Source organism: Polaromonas sp. JS666, assembly GCF_000013865.1.
In the GTDB taxonomy this organism is placed as follows: Bacteria; Pseudomonadota; Gammaproteobacteria; order Burkholderiales; family Burkholderiaceae_C; genus Polaromonas.
Map to the genome: position 1 here is coordinate 137734 of NC_007949.1, position 19079 is coordinate 156812.

Sequence of the window (19079 nt, forward strand, 5' to 3'; positions counted from 1 at the left end):
ACGAAATTAATGAGCCAACAGCGTCTACTTGAGAGCTTAGGCACCCTCTTTAATACCCACTCAGTTGTGTTTTGGCACGACGTGGAGGCCGAATTCGCCTCTGCTGTGGATGGCTTGCAGCTCGACGGCGTGCGATTGGTTCGCTTGGACGAAACCCCCGCGCTGCGGGTGAAGCTCGACATTGAGCGCGCCCCCGAGCAGCGGTGGCTGATTTATAGCGCCAAGCCCGAGCCGGAACCAACGAATGACTGGCTGCTGGACGTGCGCATGCGCAGCAAGTCGTTCCGCGCTGATTCCACCTCCATCCTGTTGGAAGACTTGGGCTTGACCACGCAAGGGTTGCGGCAGCACCTGAAAGAGCGCGCCAAGTTCCTGCGCGCCAAAGACCGGGTCGACCGCCTTAAGCGCCTGGTGCTGCCGGGTGACAACGCAGCAGACCTGGACCGCAAGATGCTGGCGGTGCTGACTCGGGCCGACCAACCAGAGTTGTTCGCCATCTTGCAGCGCCTCTATGCCGCCGTAGTGGTGGACGGCGTGGCCGATTTATCGGCTCAGCCCAAGGCCTGGCAAGACATTGTGGCCAACGATTTGACTCCGGCGTTCTGGGAATTGGTGCAGATGCAACTCGGTTATTCCGATGTAACCCCCAGCCTGCGGGATTTGCTATTGCGCATTCTGGTGACGGACTTTTGCAGGGGTCTTGACGGGGATGCTCCGCGTCAGCTGGCGCATTTTGTTCTATCCGACCGAACGCTGGCGGCGAACGCGTCCGTCTTTGTGGCACGCTGGCGGTCTGACCTCGCGCACTTCGGTAGTTACAACGCGCTGGCGCATGCGGTCGCCAATGATGTGGATTTGATCAGTCTGCTGTCGGGCCAGTCTGCAGAGCAACTGGTCGAGTGCATGACCTTTGAAGACATTGAACTGCGGGTGGTGCAAGACTTGAAGCAGCGCATCGTTGCTGGTGCCGGCGCGAACATGGAAGTGGTGCGTGCCCTGATTGCCCGCCGCCGTGACGGACATTGGGCCAACCCGTTGCTCGCCAGTGCAAACGAGCGTACCCGGGCCCTCGCCGCTTGTTACGATGCGCTGACCGCTGCCGCCGATTTTTTCAGCCTGAAGGCGGAGCATGCGGCTGGCTTCAGCTTTACCGATGCAGGCGCCGCGTTTGCCCACTACCGCGATGCGCTGTTCCGTTTTGACCAGCTTTACCGGCACTTTCACACGGCGGAAGATGCAGTTGAGCCCACCGGCTGGGCAGTGCTCCACGAATTGCGCGAGACGATTGAGGGGGTGTATTCGGGCTGGTTTATCCCGCAGCTGAGCACGGCTTGGGCCAAGGTGGTGGAGGGGCCGCAGGGTTTGCTAAAGCGCTGGACCGTGGCCGGGGTGACCCCGCAGCAAGAATTCTTTGCGCGCGAGGTGCTGCCGCTCTACGAGGCGGGTGTCAAGCGGGTGTTCGTGGTGATCTCAGACGCTTTTAGGTTTGAGGTCGCTCACGAGCTGGTGCAGCACACCAACAGCAAGAGCCGATTCAAGGCATCGTTGGGTAGCATGCTGGGCGTGCTCCCCAGCTACACCGCGCTCGGCATGGCCTCGCTGCTACCGCATCAGACGCTGGCGTACAAGGACAACGCGAATCTGGATGTATTTGCCGACGGCCACGCGGTGGCCACGTTGGACCAGCGCAGCGAGCACCTCGAGCCCTTCGGCGGCCTTGCGATCAAGGTGGAAGACCTGATGGCCCTTGGCAAGGACAAGGGCAGGGAGCTGGTGCGCGACCAACGCTTGATCTACATCTACCATGACCGCATCGACATGATCGGTGACAAGCAGGCGTCAGAGACCAAAACCTTTGAGGCCGCGGCGCAAACCGTGCAGGATTTGTCGCAGTTGCTGGGCTTCATCATCAATGGGCTCAATGGTTCGACCGTGCTGGTGACGGCGGACCACGGCTTCATGTACCAGGAATCGGCGCTTGATGAGTCTGATAAATCCACCCTGGATGACAAGCCCGCCGGAACATTGAAGGCGAAGAAGCGCTACCTGATCGGCCGGGGCCTGGGGGCAACCCCGAAAGCCTGGTCGGGCAACACGGCCACAACGGCGGGCACCACGCCGGAGGGCAGCGTCGACTTCTGGGTGCCCAAGGGGGCGAGCCGCTTCCACTTTGCGGGCGGCGCCCGCTTTGTGCACGGCAGCGCGATGCCACAGGAGATTGTGGTGCCCCTCATCACCGTGCGCGAGAGCGAGGCCGACCATGCCAAGACCCGGTTTGTCAGCATCAGCCTGCTGGGGGCTTCGAACAAAGTGGTGACGAGCACGCAGCGTTTTGAGTTCATCCAGACCGATGCGGTGTCGGAGCGGGTGTTGCCGCGCTCGGTGGTGGTGTCGCTGCGCGACGGTGACAAGCCGATCAGCAACGAGCAGTCCTTGACCTTCGACAGCACCTCACAGTTGCTGGACGAACGCAAGCGTTCGGTGTTCCTGACCGTGCTGGCCGGCGCGCATGACCCACACAAGCGTTATGACCTGATCATGCGCGATGCCATCACCAAGGTGGAAGTGCTGCGCCTGCCGATCAAGGTGAACCTGGCTTTTGGCAACGATTTTTGAGACTGTACATGACGCAAGCCCTGACAACCCCTGACACCCAGACCGAGTCTTTGGCCGACATTAGCCTGGACGATTTGCTCAACACCCACTTTGGCGGCAAGGTGGTGCGCAAGGATCTGACCAAGCTGATCAAGGAAGGGGCCAACGTTCCGGTCTATGTGCTGGAGTACCTGCTCGGCATGTATTGCGCGAGCAATGATGACGCCACCATCCAGAACGGAATGCAGGGCGTCAAGCGCATCCTGGCCGAGAATTACGTGCGCCCCGATGAGGCCGAAAAGGTCAAATCCAAAATCCGCGAGAGCGGCACCTACAAGGTGATCGACAAGGTGACCGTGAAGCTCAATGAAAAGCGGGACGTATACGAAGCATTGTTGTCAAACCTGGGGGTGAAGAACGCCGAAGTGTCAGACACCTATGTGCGCCAGTTCGAGAAGCTGTTGGTGGGCGGGATCTGGTGCATTGTCACGCTGAAATATCAGTTTGAAGAAGATCAGAAGGGATCACCTTTTTCGGTGACCGAGCTCAAGCCGATCCAGATGCCCAATATGGACATGCAAGAGCTGTTCACAGCACGCAAGGCTTTCACCGACGAACAGTGGATCGACGCCCTGATCCGCTCAACCGGTATGGAGCCCAGCTGCTTCAAGGAGAGGGTCAAATGGCACCTGCTGGCGCGCATGGTCCCGCTGGTCGAGAACAACTACAACTTCTGCGAGCTGGGCCCGCGCGGCACGGGCAAGAGCCACATCTACAAGGAAATCAGTCCCAACAGCATTTTGGTGTCGGGCGGCCAAACCACAGTGGCGAACCTTTTTTACAACATGGGCGCACGCAAGGTGGGACTCGTCGGGTTGTGGGATGTGGTGGCATTTGACGAGGTGGCCGGCATCAACTTCAAGGACCACGACGGCGTGCAAATCATGAAGGACTACATGGCCTCGGGCTCTTTCAGCCGGGGTCGTGAGTCCATCAATGCAAACGCAGCGATGGTGTTCGTGGGCAACATCAATCAAAGTGTGGAGTCACTGGTGAAGACATCACACCTGCTCGCTCCGTTCCCTGAAGCGATGATTGATTCCGCATTTTTTGATCGTTTTCACGCCTACGTGCCGGGTTGGGAAATCCCGAAGATGCGGCCAGAGTTCTTCACTAATCAATACGGCTTGATCGTCGACTACCTGGCCGAATACCTTCGCGAGATGCGCAAGTACAGCTTCGCCGACGCCATCGACAAGTGGTTCAAGCTGGGCAACAACCTGAACCAGCGCGACACCATCGCGGTGCGCCGGACGACCTCCGGCTTGCTCAAGCTGGTTTGCCCCAACGGCGAATACACCAAGGAGTCGGTGCGCAAGTGCCTGGAATACGCGCTGGAGACGCGCCGCAGGGTCAAGGAACAGCTCAAGAAGATCGGTGGCATGGAGTTCTACGACGTTCACTTTAGCTACATCGACCTCGCAGACAGTGTCGAGCGCTTCGTAACGGTTCCCGAACAGTCGGGCGGCGCTTTGGTGCCGGAGGGCCGCCTGCAGCCTGGCTCGCTGCACACCATCAGCATGGGATCGGCCGAGATGCCCGGTATTTATCGGCTGGAAATCCAGTCCATACCGGGCGCCGGGAAGGTGAATGTATCGGGCGCGGCTCCGCGTGAGGCGGTGCGGGTGGCGTTCGACTATTTCAAGGCCAACGCATCCCGCGTGAGCGCATCGATTAGGCCGGGCGAGCGCGATTTTCATACCCATTTGGTTGAGTTGCAACACAGTGGCGCCCCGCAGGCACTCACTCTGGCCAGTTTCATCGCCTTGTGTTCCGCCGCGCTGGGCAAGCCTGTCCAGTCGCAGTTGGCGGTGATGGGCGACATGAGCCTGGGAGGAACCATCGTTCAGGTACGTAACCTTGCCGAGTCCATGCAAGTCGCGTTCGATGCTGGAGCAAAACGAATCTTGTTACCCATGTCGAGCGTGACGGACATCCCGTCGGTACCAGGGGAGTTGTTCGCGAAGTTCCAGACCGGGTTTTACTCCGACCCGGTGGACGCAGTCTTCAAGGCACTTGGGGTCGAATAGCATTGCCATGAGGTGGAGATTCGGCGCACGTCGATACAGCGGTAGCCTTCGCCGAACTACCAGATCTGCTGCGTCAGTCGAAGCGGGTAGCGCTCAAAGGGGTGATCACACGCCCCCCTCATGGCCAACAGGCCCTGTCAGGTTATCCCATAAATTTTGGCACGCCGAGTGAAGGCCTCCCGTGCCCCTTCCAGGATCTTGCACGCCGCGTCCCGGGCCGCGGTATCGTCGATCGACCCACGCGCCACGATCCTGCTGTGATCGCTATTGCTCTTGAAAACGATCAGTTGCTCGGCATCACCGAGCACCGCGATGTTGGCATTGTGGGTGACGATGATCACCTGTCGCCGTTCTTTCGCGCGACGCAGCACCGGTACGAAGGTGTGGAAGATGAATTCACTATCAAGGTTGTCCTCGGGCTGATCGATGATGAGCGGACGCTTGCTGTCGGACGAAAGGATCAGTGCAAGCAGAACCGACTGCTGTTGACCAAGCGAGAGCTGGGAGAAGTCGCGTTGCATGTAACTCACGCCCGCTCCGTCGTTGACGCGTCGCGTCACGGTCAACCTGGGGAGATCGTCGACATGGCACTGTTCGAGTGCGGCGCGCACCGATGGATCACCAAGTTTGTCGAGGATTTCCTTAGCTTCGGCAAGTGAAAACTGCTGCACATCTTCCTCCACTCTGATCGAAGTCAGCGGTGCCGTTTGCGATTTTGCTATCGCGTCGAGCAATCCTGGCACCGTCAATTTCTCCACAATCAAGCGCGACTTAGGATGGTTCACCGTCCGCCAGCTCAGCGCTGTTGCGATGATGACCACAGCCTCTTCGGCGAAACCGCTTTCCACGTACTGCAATTTGACCTGCAAGTCCGATAGCACTTCCGCGAGCGCACGCGACGCCTTGATGGCATAGGCCTGCCGCAGCGACGCAACCTTTCGACGGGCCTGCCACCGGTTGCTAAGCATGGCTGAGTACTGAGTTCGCAGGGTCTTCAAATGTGGCTCCCAGGTCTTGAGGGCGGTCAGCGATTTCTGTTGCTTCGCCTCTTCCGCTGTCAGCTTGGCAACATGTGACATGTCGAGCCTGATGCCCTGCGCCTCCAGTGCGATACGCTTAGTCTCAATGTCGTCGCGGATGGGCCGTTCGTTCGCCGTCCACCGCCCGATGGATCCCGTCGTCGCGCTTTGAAGTTGGGCGTAGGCCAAAGCGATAGCGTCTTGTGCCTGCCTAACTTTCGCAGAGAACTCGTCTACCGCCAAGACGATTTCTGCTGCCTCGGAGCGTCCGGTGACGATGTCCCCGGAATCAACGAGTGACCGGACCGCTGTTGCCGTCTCGGTGAGAGTCGCATCCTCTACGAGATCCTTCAGTTCGGCCAGTTGCTCGTTGAGGTGCTCTTTCTTTGATTTTTCCATCGCCAGGCTGCGCTGCAGCTTGATGACATCCGAGCCCTTTGCCGCTTCGAATGCTTGCAATTGCTGCTGTACCACCGTCAGAGACCTCTGTGTCTGCGGGATGGCGGCAACGTTCTTCTCCGCGTCGACGATCTTCAACCGTTGTGCCTGAAGGTTGTTTCGAGCCACGCGCTCGTCCTCAATGGCGTCATGGACTCTCGTGAATGTATCGAGGTACTTCATCAGTGCCAGCGGATCGCCTTTGGCTTGCTCGCGCACACGGGCCGCTTCTCCTTGTCCGAAACAGTCGAGTTCGAATGCGATCGGCCCATCGAGCGGATCGTCGAGGTTCGTCAGGCTTTCGCCGATCGCCCGCGACAGGGAATGTTGCTGGCCGGCTTCATCCTGCCAGAACAGGTGCAGTTGATGCGGCCATACCTCGGAATCGACGACCTCTGCCCCTGATTCCGAGCCAGTCAGGCAGCGCACGGCTTCGAATGTGGTCGACTTTCCTGTTCCTCGCCCGCCGATGATGCAGTTCAGATTGCGGCTGAAATGGATGCTCTGGCCCTTCAAAAAGCCGCCGCCAATCGTTGCGCCCAGGATGAATGGCGTCGCGGTGGGTACTTCGTCTTCCAGGCGAATGCGGGAGTCGCCTTCTTCCAGAGCATGGCGCAAGCCGTCAAAGGACGGAGTGGCCATCTTGTAGCGGGTTAGCTTGCGATCCTGACTGGCGTTGCGCCCCAAGGCGTTCAAGGTGTGAGAGTCGGAACTGAGGATGCGCGCAAGATACTGGCGCTCACCAAGGCCCAGCCGCTCAATGCGTTGCTTGCCGATATGCGCCCGGACCTGATCACTGTCATCCGGCGCATATCGTACCGGTGACGTGGCGCTGCTGAGTTCGATTCCGAGCAGCGCCGCATGACAAATAATGTCCGTCTTGTGGGGAGAGCCGCCCGGGTCATTGGTTTCCAGGCCGTTGCCGCCGTCGACGTGAGCGAGAACGCAGAAGCCGCCCAACTCTTTCGCCAGATCGAGGCATGCATACATGGCGTTGCGGCATCGGCTGTTAGAAAGCCCACGATCGGCAAGGTTGAGTCGGCCATGAAACTGCGCCAGTGCTTCCACCGTCTCGAAATAGCAAAGTAGATGCCCTTCGGGCGTGGAGAGCTCGACGGCCGGGATTACGAGGATGCGGGCTGACGCTCCCGCCAATACGGTGGCCTGGACATTGCCGATCTCATTGTGATCGGCCACCGCGATGATCTGTAGGTTCTCCCGCACGACCGTATCGACAATAGCTTGTGGCGTCATGCCAATGTCGTTGACGTCATGGGATGCCCGATAGGAGTGGATATGGAGGTCACCCCGATAGAAGTGGGCCCCGTCGGACTGCGTCAGGCATTCTTGTAGTTTTCCGGTCATGCTGGGTTATCCTCCGTTTATTTGAAAATCGCCTTCTAGGTTCCATGGAACGCCGCTCCGCATCATTTTCTCGATGACCTCGCCCGAGGTTATCGAATGCGGCCCACTTTTTTGCCATCACAATCCGAGGCGAGCAGAGCGCGGGGTTGCGAAATGGCTGGGTTCTTGACCTAGAGGAAAGGTGACAAGATACAGAGCCGCCACTGGCATCGGTTTTGAGTCGGATTCCGTCCCAATTTTTAGAAGGAGCTTTCGGACGGCATAGCAGACTGAAACTCCCAGGTTCTTCAGTGCATCGATATGGGCCTGCATATCGTCGTACACCTCTAACTTCTGCACCTCGGAGTACATGTCCGCGCAGTCGCGGTAGTCCCGGAAGTAATCAATCAATTCGGCAAATTCTTCATCCGCTGTACGACCCATCTCAAAGCCCGGAGTCGAAAGATCCGTGCTGTGCATTTCGACAAGCCTGGCCAGGTCCCGCCCTGTGGTGAGTAACTTGGCTTCCAGGGTGACGTTCTCCCGTTCGAATTTTTCTTTGAGCGCCTTCATTTCGGCGTCGTTGGGAATGACGACGGGCTTATCGAGCGCATCGATGTCGTCGAACTCAAACGCCTTGGCGATCGCGCGACGTGTGTCGAGCCCGGCGACGGCTCCTTGTTCGACTCGCTGGATGGTGCGAACGCTCAGCCCGGCGATATCTGCGAGTTGTTCCTGCGACCACCGATGCACTTGCCGGTATGCCTTGATAAAAGCAGCCAGTTCTGCGGCCGTCAGCTTGCGCGCTTGCGAGACTTGTTCTGTGGCTTGCATGAAGTTCTCCATTTATTCGTTGGTGTGGCAAGTATGCAAACACAGACCCACAGGCGACACGACACGAACCCGACAGAGACCGGACATGGCCGGCGCTACTGGGCTGGGAATGGCGTTCACCCAACCAATGTTGTAAATAAACCATTCACCCAACCGAAGTTGTAAACAAACCGGCGGCCTAGCCATGCTTCTTGGGCCAGGCAATTTGAGATGCGCTAATCACTACAAACGGCTCCAGTCGGCCAAGTTGTTTACAACTTCGCTTAATTAATAGCTACAACTTCGGTTGCGTCGCCACGACTTTGGGAGCCGCCGAATCGATTGTTCCCAGCAGTATGTGTTTGGCGAGCTCCATGCATTCCCTGAACGGGCGGGAGTAGTCAATGCGGTCAATCGTTTCGAATTCTCCTTCGCTGAAGTCCCGGTACTCGGTCAATCTGGATAAAAATGCATCTGCGTGGCGCGCAAAAAACGGCCGGGCCGCTTCAATGGCCTCGGGCTCAAGATCAGCGACCGCACAAAGATCGAACAGATCCCGCGCTTTGGCCTTGTCGCCGCGGTGCCACATCTTTTTGGCGATGACTTCCGCGCACGACTCAACGCAGATCGGGCGCCCCTCAAAGACCGTGAGGTCCCAAGGATGCTCCGTCAAGGGGGTGCCGACCACAATGTCGATTTCCCCGATTGGAAGCACCAGCCGCAGGTATTCGGCCGCTTCCTCATACTGCGTCGTCAATGCCTCGGCCGCGTCGGTCAGGCGCGGAGAAAAGTAACCAAGGTACTGCGGGTCAGGCACGAACAGGTCCACGTCCTTGCTATGCCGGTGGTTGATGCGCAGCATGAGAACGGTACCCCCGCCAAAGCTCCACGTGGGATGGTCAACGACTGTGGCCAGGTAATCCGTCAGGGTGAGTGCGGCAGCGAAAATCTCTCGCCAGACGCCGTCCCGCTCGAACCTCGCCGGCTTCATGACCAGATCGGGCGTGAACAGGCAAGCGCCACCGCCAGTTGGCGCATGCGCACCCAGGTGGACCGGCTGCGCACGCCGTCTTCGCGCTCGAGCTGCGCGGCGACGGCCGAGAGAACGGATAAAGGCGACTCGTCGAGCAGCGCCCGTAGCTGCGCGATGTGTTTGGGTGGGATCGCCCCCGTCAACAGGCTATGGCGCAGGACCTCGGGCGGAATCGGTGTGCCGTAGCTGATGCTGCTGGACATGGAGGCGGTTTCGAGGGCGTTCGCACTGGCGTCCTCCTTGCTCGAACGGGTGCCTGTGACGCCCAAGCCATAGCCAAGGATGTTGGCCAGGCGTTCGGCGCGGGTCAGGCTCAAATTGTCCAGCCGGCCGGCTTCCAGGGCGTTGATTGTGGCGCGCGAAAGCCCGGCAAGCTCGGCCAGGCGTTCCTGGCTAAGACCCATCTCGGATCTCTTCTTCTTCACATTGGCGGCAAGCTCATGGAGGATCGGCATGGCTTGATTCTACGGCGCACCGGGCAAAATGTCTAAGGTGTTAGGCGTTTTGATGACGTGTTTAATAAACATTAAAATGTCTAATATATTTTACATCGATAAGGTAATTAAAACGTGCGTCATACTAACTATCATTGACATGATGCTAAATTAAACCATAATGAACCCATGGTTTTGGAAAGTTTGACCCGGATCGGGCCTTGTGTGTGGCTAAGTCCTTGATCCAAAACCGATTTTTTGCGTCACTTAACTTTGAATTTTTGCAGCTCACCGTCAAATCCCGCAAACGAACGGCCGTGTCGCGCGCTGCTGGCTGGGCGCATTCGCCGCCGATCTGCATGGCCTGGCCTCAGGCAACACAACTTCCGACCGGCGCGCAAGCTCCACCGGACAACCCCTTGAGCGAAATGAGCCAGCCATTGAATCCCTGCGCCAGTGCGCTGCCAACACCGACCGGCGCGCCGCCGCCGTTGACTTTGGCGGGCGCGCTCGATCGCCTTGAAAACGGCGTACCCATGGCGCCGTCCGAGCATTTCCCGGACGCGGTCAACGCCCGCTTGGCGAGTGCCGGACAGACGGCCGCGCGCCAGTGCGCCAAGGTGCCGCCGGCGGCCAGCCGCCGCGTGCTGGACCTGCTCGACGTCGCCGTGAAAGCGCCCACCACGGCCCAGCGGGTGGCCCTGGCACCGGCGCGCCGCCGACGCGCTGGCCAGCGCCTTCGCGCCGAATGCGGCCTGCCGCGTCGGCTGCAGCCACTGCTGCCACATCCCCGTGAAGATCAGTGCGGTGGAAGCGCGCGCGTTGGGCCGCGCGATTGGCCGCGCCCCGGTGCCGCTGGCCGCGCATGTGCCCGTCGCCGTCGCCGGCTACAGCACGCCCTGCCCTTTCCTGGCCGGCGGGCGCTGCAGCGTCTATGCGCACCGCCCGGCCGTCTGCCGCAGCCACCTCAACATGGACGAGGACGCGCTGCTCTGCCAGCTGCTGCCCTCCGGCCACGAGGTGCCAGTGCCCTATGTCGACACGCGGGCGCTGCTGGCGGTGTCCGTGCTGATCGCCGGCGAGGCGATGGACGCGGCCGACCTGCGCCAGTGGTTTCCCGCGCCCGCAGGCTCAGGGCCAGCCGCAAGCAACTCTGCCACCCCCGAAAAACAAGGATGAACTGAAATGCCACACACCCATTACCCCTTCCGTCCCAGACAGGAGCCAGCCAGGGCCATCCATGACGCCTTCCAGCTCGAGGCGAACAAGCGCAAGGGGCGCCAGGTCGACGAATGGATCAAGGCTGAGCTCCAGGCCGTGTTTGTGGCCGCGCAGCTGGCCGCTGACTGCCACGGGCTGCGCAAGCTGACCATGGAAGAAATCAAGAGCGCCGAGCGCTATGCACGCGGCTCGGTGGACTACGGCGCGACATGGGCCTACCAGGTCGTGGACGGCATGCGCCGGTCGGCCGCGAGCCACCCAGCATGACGGCAAGGACCACCGTCTCGGGCCTGGTGGTGCTGGAGGCCCCGGCCGCCGGCGATCAAACCCTCCCCCTTAAAAAGAAGCGCGGCCGGCCCGTAGGCTGGCGCATGCCCACCCTGGCCGAACTCGATCGACTCACGTTGGAGGATTTTTCGTTCGTGCGCGGCGTCATGAGCGGCATGAAACCTCACGTAGCCTTCAAGCAGTTCTACGCGAACCGCCACTTCGACGCCGACGGCAAGCCGGTCATCCCGCACGGCGCGGAGATCAACAGCCATGCCGAACGGCTGCAGCTCTCGATCCTCGCGGCCGCGCGCGCCTCCGACAAACCTGAGGCTCGGGCAGCGGCGCTCGCCCTGGAGCGCCCTACTCCCGAACCCGCGGCAGCGCCGCCCGCCGTCGCGCAGGCCCACATGGATTACACCCAATGGGCCGAATCGCAGCCTGAGGACATGTATTCTGAGAACGAGATGGTCGAGCGCTACAAGGAATACCTCGCCGACCAAGGCGCCGCCGCCAGCGGGCACCACGAAGTTGCGGACCAGTCGCTGAGCGTCAACGCCAAGGTCAAGGCTATCAACGCGCTGCAGACGCAACTGGCCACCCTTCCCCAGCCTGACCATCCAACCAAGCTCTGGCTGGCCGCCTCGCTGGTCAAGGCATTCACTCGCCGCGGTGTCACGACCATGGCCGGAGTGGTGCAGTCGATTTCCGTTGCCGGCCGGCACTGGCATCGCAGCATCAAAGGCCTTGGGCCCGGGCGCGCGGCGCGTATCGAAGGCTGGCTCGATGACCATGCCCACTCGCTGGGCGAGCTGCAGCGCCGCGGTCGGCACTGGGATGTCGCTCCGCCGCTTGAGAAGGCCATCCTGCCCATGCAGCGGGCGCCCGCAGTCGCCCTCCTCTCCTACACGGCAGGCTCGGACACGGCGGCCTCGCTGTCGACCTCCCTAGTGCTGCGCTCGGGAATCGCGCCGCTGGAGCTGATGCTGATCCCCCCTGCGCTGGACGGTCAGGTCGGTATCTTCCGCACCCAGACACCGAACCACCTGGGCGCGAAGACTGACATTCAGGCCGTCGGAGCCTGGCTCAACAGCTACCTGGTTGCAGGCAAAAAGCGAACCTTTGACGCCTACCGGCGCGAGGTCGAGCGTTTCTACATCTGGGCTGTGCTGGAAGCCCAGTGCGCCCTATCCTCGATCACCCTGAGCCTGGCTCAGCAGTACCAGGCGTTCCTGCAGGCTGTCCCGGATTGCTACATCAGCACGGCGAGGGTCACGCGCCATGATCCTCGCTGGCGCCCCTGGCGCGGCCAGCTCGAGCCATCCAGCCAAAACTACGCTCTCGGCGTGCTTTACCAGATGTACCAAGCCCTTGGCAAAAACGCCTACGTGACTGGCAATCCGTTCGCCAGCATCCAGTACGACGCCGGCGGCATGACGCGCCACGCCATGGATGTCACGCGCAGCCTGCACGCCGATGACCTGTACCTCGTCCGTGAAGCGCTTGCCGTCCTCCCGGGCCTTGATTCTGACACCCTCCGCAAAGCCGCCCTCGCCCGCCGGACCCGCTTGATCCTGCACCTCGCACTTACGACCGGCATGCGCCTGGCCGAGATCGCGTCCACGAGCCTGAGCAGCCTGGCCCACCCTGTCGTCGACGGACGGCCCGCAGAAGATTGGATTGTTACGGTCTTGGGAAAGGGGCAGAAGAAGCGCGAAGTGCCTATCAGCGAAAAGCTGGTGAACATGATTCAGGAGCACCATGCTGACTGGCGGGCCTTGATGAAGAACGACGCCGCACGGATTGCCGCGTTCGATCGCTCCCCTCCCCTCATCGCCGTCCTGGAGGCGCCGGTTCGGGAGGGTGGCCGAACCATCACGGATGAGACCCAGCTCGCAAACGATAATTCAGCGCTGAGTTCGAATGGTCTCTATCGCACCTTGAAGACGTTTTTCCGGCAGATGGCGAGGAAGGAGCGGGACGCAGATCTTCAGGCCCGCATCCTCAAGTTCAGCACGCACTGGCTGCGCCACACCTTCGCCCACGAAGTGCTGCGGGAGAACGATAGCGATGAGGGGCTCAAGCTTGCCCAGCAGCTTCTCGGGCATGCATCGATCAACACCACCGCCGAGTATGTCAAGCAGGACCTGTCGGCCAAGGTCAAGGCAGCCCGCAAGGTCAACCCGCTCGGATAAGGCGGGAGGTGGCACATCAATGGGAAGTAAGAATTCTTGACCGCCCTACCCTACTGGGGTTTGGCGAGCTTGTCGGTACAATTCCATCAACCTCTCCACAATGAGAGTAGCGTGCCTCGTGTACGCCTTACGTTTAACCCGCTGGGATCTTGATCCCAGCCGGGGACAGGGCCCAGCATTTTCAAGGAATTGGAATGCAAACCCTGCAAGCACATGAAGCAGCGGTCACGGCCACGTTTGAACAGGAAGAATTTCCTGGACATTCAGCGCAAGTGATTGCTCTGCGCAAAGGCCCTACCCTCGCCCAGCGCATCGAAATCGCTGTCTCTACGATTGAACGCTTGATCGATGATGGCCATGCCATTGTGAGTACCCTAAGCGCCGGCAAAGATTCTACGGCGACGACCCTCCTCTGCCTTGAAGCAATTCGGCGCAGCGTTGAGCGTGGTGCGAATCAAGCCACGCACTATGTCTCATCAAGTTCGACCGGCGTCGAAAACCCAGAAATTGAAGACATGCTTTTGACCGCGCACGAAGACATCGCAAGATGGACTGAGCGTAATAAATTGCCTGTCGATGTGTGCCTGGTTCATCCTAACGACGCGTCAAAGTTTGTTGTGAGCGTGATTGGCCGCGGAACGCTCCCGCGCTTCGTTGAGAACGGAAGCAAGCGCACTTGCGCTACCGACTGGAAAGTAAAGCCTCAACAACGGTTGGCAAAGGCAATTAGCAATCAGGTGTCTGCTGCTGGTTTTAAAGAAACCGTAACAGTCCTTGGTTCGCGCTTGGATGAGTCAACAGCCCGGAACGCCTCAATGACCAAACGTGGCGATCAGGCGCAAAAGCCAACCAGAAACCCGAGCGGCTTTCTGACGCTTTCCGTCATCGCGGACTGGACGGAAGGTGACGTGTGGGAATTCCTCATCATGTTCCTTGACGGCCAGCTTGCCCCCTTTCCTGCCTATGCCCAAGGCGACACGGTGCGGAGGATGCTCGACCTTTACCGAGACGGCAATGAAGGGATCTGTGGCATGTTCATGGCCGACGGCAAGAAGGCGCCGTGTGGAAGCAGGTTCGGGTGCTGGACATGCACCATCACGGGTGATCGGGACAAAAGCATGGACTCCATGCTGAACTCCGACGAGAAGTATTCGTACCTTCGGGGGCTGAATGCATTTCGCAACTTCCTCATCGCAACGCAGTGGGATATGGAGCGCCGCGAGCTGGTGGGGAGAACAATCAGTTCGGCTGGCTATGTCCCGGTCAGGCCGGACGTCTACAACATGGCCATGCGTACTGACCTGCTCAATTACGCCCTGACCCTGGACGAACTTGAAGTGGAGAGGGCTGAGCAGATGGAGGCGGATGTGGCCTCCGGGCGCCTGCCTAAAACGCCTGAGAACATTCGAATGTCGAACCCTCAGTTCCAGATCGTCAGTGATTCTGACATTGTGCTCATCGACTTCTTTTGGTCTCTCCACCACGGGGCCTACAGTGCCTTCCCGGCAATGCAGGCCTGGTATCAGGTGAAGACGTTGGGACGGCGATATGCCATCCCGGCAGTCGAGAGGGTACAGAAGAAGGCCGGCATTCCCGTGGTGCGGTGGTATCAAGTGGGTGCGTTTGATCGTGATGTTCCAACTGACGGTCTACGTGACTACAAGGCTGAGATGTGGAATCCATATCGCCACCTTGATAGGCTAATCACTCATCGAGAGGTGAATGGAAAGCGTGTGGTCTGGCATGAGGATGCTGAAACGCTCTCTGTCGACGCAACGGAGGCTGTCCTGTTCGGGATCACCTACTGCACAACCACCATGCCGATGGAGACGCAGTTCAACTCGCCGTTGGAATCCGCAAGATACTGGCTGAACGAAGGGATTGTGAGGCTGCCTGTAGGTATGGTCGGGCGCTACCAGCACATGGCAAAACGAGCCCAGTATTTCACCCACCTGGCAGAGCGATTGAATTTGACGCCAGCAGAACTGGATGAATACTTGGCTCGGGAATCAATCTCGGATGCATCCCATGCGGAAATATTGGGTAGCGTACCCAAGGACTTGGAGAATCAATTCTCTCTGTTTGAACTTTAAGACTTTCCCCCGAACCCGCCCCAGGCGAGTTCGGGGAATTTTTTCGCCAAAATACTTTCACCGGTGAAAGTTTCCACCCCGTTCCACTGGCGCATCACGGCCTGGAGTCCCAGCGAAACCCAATACTTTCACCCGTGAAAGTATTTCAGAATGCTCGCTTAACTGCTCGGCTTGAGCGGGTTGCCCTCTGACAGTGATCGAAGCTTTCCCCGATGAAAGTTCGATTGCGCGTCGGACCACCGCAAAAATACTCCAAAGGTGAGCGTGGTTACCACCATCTGTGAGGGTGCTGAAGCCATCGCCACATTAAGTCGGCATCGGAATGTGCGGGAGTGATTGAGCCGTAATCGTCCGAAACGCTTCCTCTTTGTCGGGGCCAACTTAACTTTCACCGGTGAAAGTATTTAAAGGAATGCGGCATTCCAGCCTACCAGTCAGGCGGCGACAAGCTCTCTCGGTGAGCTATAGCCTTGCAAGATTGCTTGGTTGGTCGGGACATTCGCCGCGATAGAAGCGCTCTCTTGGGTGCCAAAGGTGGATTTGATTCGGGTGCAGGCTTTGTGCAGTTGTAGTGGTGGCTTAGCTGTTAGCGGCGAGACGTGGATTCGGTACACGACAGTGCAAAAAAATTTTGCGATTAAGAGGGTTAGAACAACTAAATAGCACAACTTACCCGTTGACAAATGTGTTTTCTAACTTAGTATCAATTACGTAGCGAAATTAACGAACAAATAAGGAAAAGGGATATGTTGAACAAATTGGTGCGGGTTCTGTCGGTGGCTGCTGTTCTGGCGTCGACCCTGACGTTGCAGGGCTGCCTTGAGGGCGAGCAGGAGAAGGCCAAACAGGCAGAACAGCAACAGGCAAGCAAAGCTGCAGCCGATCAAAAAGCTCTGCGTCAACGTCAGTGCGAATTCATTGGCAAGACTGCGACCGACAAAGGTCAGTGCGTAGCCAAGAACTAAACACGTTATTTGAAACCGGAGTCCGCGGGACTCCATATTTCACGGAGAGCTCAAGATGATCATTGAAATTGGGAACGAAAAGGGTGGCGTCGGAAAATCGACCTATGCCATCAATCTCGCGGCATACCTCGCGCAGCAGAACTACAGCGTAGTGCTTGTCGATACTGATAGCCAGAAAACATCCAGCCGCTGGGGTGAATTGCGCTCTCACCATGGCCTGAAACATAACTTCGTCATCGTGGACAAGTCGGTTGACCCGACTGAGCACATTCGCAAGCTATCCGAGACCTACGATGCCGTTGTGGTGGACGTGGGCGCCCGTGATTACGTCCGCTTAAGCGATTTGGCAAAGATCGTTGACCTCTGGATCGCGCCGACGCGCGTAGGGCAGGGCGATCTGGAATCCACCGTTGAGCTGGCCTATGCGTTCGAGAAGGCCGATCGCAACCACAAAAACGGCAAGATCCCCCTGGTCATTTCCCCCAATGCTGTACCTGCTTCCTGGAACTCGACAGAAGGTGAAGATGCAGTTGAGGTACTGCGTGAGGCGCTACCTAACGTCCCAATAACAACCAACCTTGTCCGTGATCGCAAGGTCTGGCGTGATGCTCACAAGTTGGGGCGCTCCATCTTTGAAATGCCTTGGCGTGATCGTGAAAAGGCGGAGACTGAATTCAAGGCGATGTTCGATGAGGTCTGGAAGGCCTACGAAAAATTTCAGAAAGGAGTGAAGCATGGCAACTAGGAGCAAACCGAAGCCGATCATTATCCGGCGGAACGAGGACCATGAGGCCATGCAAAAGGCTTTGGGGCACACACCTCTAGCGGCTGATGATCCAGCAGTTGCAATCAGTGTGCCGGTCGTGCCAAGGGTTCTCGGTGCCGAAACTGACATCAGTGCTTTGCAAATCGGGCAAGTTTACGATGTTCCCTTGAACAAGCTCCAGCGCAGCGAGGTCAACGCTCGGGTCTTCTACAGCACTGACGAGCTGGACGATATGTCCAGGAGCCTCAAGGACAAGGGACAAGACGTTCCAGCAATTGGGTATCCCAAGGACGGCCGCATCACGGTGATTGATGGCCAGAAGCGATTTCAAGCAGCCACCAACGCCTCTCTGCCCACGCTGCAAGTGCTTATCGTGACACCGCCATCGAACGAGAGCGAAGAGTACGAAGAGTCGCGCCGTATCAATTTGCATCGCTCCAGCCAGACTGCACTGGATGACGCTGTTCGCTGGAAAGCGATGATCGCTAAAGGCACCTATGCCAATCAGGCCGAACTGGCGGCCAAGCTGGAAGTGAGCATTGCCAACGTCAGCAAAACTATCAGCATTACCGATATTCCGGAGCGCTTGTTGCGCATGATGAGCGACCACCCCCAAACACGGACACTCTCCATCGCGTATGAAGTGAGCCGGCTCTTCAACGCTGAAAAGTTCAAGGACAAGGCCGAAGAGGTTGAGTACCTGGCCCAGGAGGTAATTATTGAGATCAAGAACAAGGACATGGTGCGGAACCAGGTCAAGTCCTTGATCGACTCCAAACTGGAAGGCCCTAAACAGCGCATGCGTGCGGAAGCGGTACTGGTGAAATACGGGGATGCGAAGGGGTCACTCAAAGTGTTTCCGTCGCGTGGTCAGCTCGAACTTTCTTTCAGTGGCTTGCCTGAGGAAAAGGTGTCTGAGCTGAAGGAAAGGATTGAGCAGATGCTCTCTGGCCAGCTCACAATGTAGTGTCGAAAAGTGAGACACCACAAAGCCACCCATGCGGTGGCTTTCTTTTTGCAATCACCGGGCAATGAACTATTTATAGTGTGTTGAGAAGGTTGACCTGCCCACGATTTGCATCTATTAGCGCTTCAACACGATTTAAGCGCCGGAAAAAGTAACTGACAGCATTGATAGGCATAAAACGGAGAGTAGGCGCTCACGTTACAACCTCAGGCGCAAGCGAATCGTGTTCGTCCGCTAATACCTGCATGGCGTCTGGCAGTGATCCAGCTGTTGATCGGCATAAGAGGCATAGAGCCCATGCCGCGCGCCCCCTGTGGGAGTGCCTTTCCGCAAAAAACTGGGGTAAATCGTGTTGGACCGCTAATAGTTAGGCGTCCAGGAGGGCCCAGAAATACAACACCAGCAAGGGTTTGTCACTTGGCGGCGCCCGCGTGGAAATCGTGTTCATCCGCTAATAGTTTCGCTGCCCCGGATGGGTGCCGAATCGTGTTGGATCGCTAATAGTGATGCTGCCCTGGGCCTCCAAATCGTGTTCGTCCGCTAATACCCAACCACGTTGGTCAAACCAGCCATCGTGTTGCACCGCTAATAGGTGTGCACGCATCAGGTGATCGTCAAAACGATGGATCGTGTTCATCCGCTAATAGGAGAACGTGGCTGTGGATAACTTCATGTCGGTGCTAGCGATGTGACACTCCGCTAATAGCGGTATGTCAGTCAGCTAATAGCGCAGTGTCAGTCAGCTAATAGCGCTCCAACACGCAAAACCTCTCGCAGGGTGCGCCAGCATTGGGTTTGCGGCCTCCTAAGTCTTTTAAAGTCTTATAAAGTATTAGCGC

14 protein-coding genes are annotated in these 19079 nt (G+C 58.4%); 9 read left to right on the forward strand and 5 right to left on the reverse strand.

The features are described from left to right. Positions 1-9: 9 nt before the first annotated feature. Together pglZ and brxL are read left to right on the forward strand one after the other, a co-directional pair. Positions 10-2616: a BREX-1 system phosphatase PglZ type A gene (gene pglZ / locus BPRO_RS25180; RefSeq protein ID WP_011485886.1), complete on the forward strand. Its 2607-nt coding sequence runs from the start codon at positions 10-12 to the stop codon at positions 2614-2616. Positions 2617-2624: 8 nt separating this feature from the next. Continuing rightward, a complete protein-coding gene (gene brxL, locus BPRO_RS25185) occupies positions 2625-4685 on the forward strand; it encodes a protease Lon-related BREX system protein BrxL (protein ID WP_011485887.1) in 2061 nt (686 codons plus the stop codon). A 137-nt stretch (positions 4686-4822) separates the two neighbouring features. Here the strand turns inward: brxL and BPRO_RS25190 are convergent, their stop codons facing one another. The 5 genes from BPRO_RS25190 to BPRO_RS29895 form a co-directional block, all read right to left on the reverse strand. Beyond that, positions 4823-7507 carry a TrlF family AAA-like ATPase gene (locus BPRO_RS25190; protein WP_011485888.1) on the reverse strand — a complete coding sequence of 895 codons (2685 nt, stop codon included), beginning with the start codon at positions 7505-7507 and terminating at the stop codon, positions 4823-4825. A 117-nt stretch (positions 7508-7624) separates the two neighbouring features. Continuing rightward, a complete protein-coding gene (locus tag BPRO_RS25195) occupies positions 7625-8320 on the reverse strand; it encodes a helix-turn-helix domain-containing protein (protein WP_011485889.1) in 696 nt (231 codons plus the stop codon). A gap of 274 nt (positions 8321-8594) precedes the next feature. Next, positions 8595-9290, reverse strand: coding sequence for a nucleotidyl transferase AbiEii/AbiGii toxin family protein (locus BPRO_RS25200; RefSeq protein WP_011485890.1), 696 nt, complete (start codon positions 9288-9290; stop codon positions 8595-8597). Next, the gene (locus tag BPRO_RS25205; protein WP_011485891.1) at positions 9287-9787 is read right to left on the reverse strand and encodes a helix-turn-helix transcriptional regulator; all 501 of its coding nucleotides are present in this window, start codon (positions 9785-9787) and stop codon (positions 9287-9289) included. The genes BPRO_RS25200 and BPRO_RS25205 overlap by 4 nt, the downstream gene beginning before the upstream one ends. A 349-nt stretch (positions 9788-10136) precedes the next feature. Then, on the reverse strand, positions 10137-10451 hold the full coding sequence (locus BPRO_RS29895; RefSeq protein WP_198141064.1) for a hypothetical protein: 315 nt from the start codon (positions 10449-10451) through the stop codon (positions 10137-10139). 107 nt (positions 10452-10558) lie between these two features. On the opposite strand from BPRO_RS29895, the gene BPRO_RS28205 reads away from it, so the two are divergent. The 7 genes from BPRO_RS28205 to BPRO_RS25240 all read left to right on the forward strand — a co-directional run bounded on the left by BPRO_RS28205 (position 10559) and on the right by BPRO_RS25240 (position 18240). Beyond that, positions 10559-10945: a YkgJ family cysteine cluster protein gene (locus BPRO_RS28205; RefSeq protein WP_049764309.1), complete on the forward strand. Its 387-nt coding sequence runs from the start codon at positions 10559-10561 to the stop codon at positions 10943-10945. 6 nt (positions 10946-10951) lie between these two features. Then, entirely contained in the window at positions 10952-11254 is a 303-nt protein-coding gene (locus BPRO_RS25215) for a hypothetical protein (RefSeq protein ID WP_011485894.1), read from the forward strand. Next, positions 11251-13449, forward strand: coding sequence for a site-specific integrase (locus BPRO_RS25220; protein WP_011485895.1), 2199 nt, complete (start codon positions 11251-11253; stop codon positions 13447-13449). The genes BPRO_RS25215 and BPRO_RS25220 overlap by 4 nt, the downstream gene beginning before the upstream one ends. Before the next feature lie 194 nt (positions 13450-13643). Next, entirely contained in the window at positions 13644-15542 is a 1899-nt protein-coding gene (locus BPRO_RS25225) for a phosphoadenosine phosphosulfate reductase family protein (RefSeq protein WP_011485896.1), read from the forward strand. Positions 15543-16288: 746 nt separating this feature from the next. Beyond that, complete coding sequence (locus BPRO_RS25230; protein WP_011485897.1) at positions 16289-16507, forward strand: hypothetical protein; 219 nt, start codon at positions 16289-16291, stop codon at positions 16505-16507. A gap of 55 nt (positions 16508-16562) precedes the next feature. Further along, positions 16563-17252, forward strand: a complete 690-nt coding sequence (locus tag BPRO_RS25235) for an AAA family ATPase (RefSeq protein WP_011485898.1) — start codon at positions 16563-16565, stop codon at positions 17250-17252. Further along, positions 17242-18240 carry a ParB/RepB/Spo0J family partition protein gene (locus tag BPRO_RS25240; RefSeq protein WP_011485899.1) on the forward strand — a complete coding sequence of 333 codons (999 nt, stop codon included), beginning with the start codon at positions 17242-17244 and terminating at the stop codon, positions 18238-18240. The genes BPRO_RS25235 and BPRO_RS25240 overlap by 11 nt, the downstream gene beginning before the upstream one ends. The last annotated feature ends 839 nt before the right edge of the window (positions 18241-19079 follow it).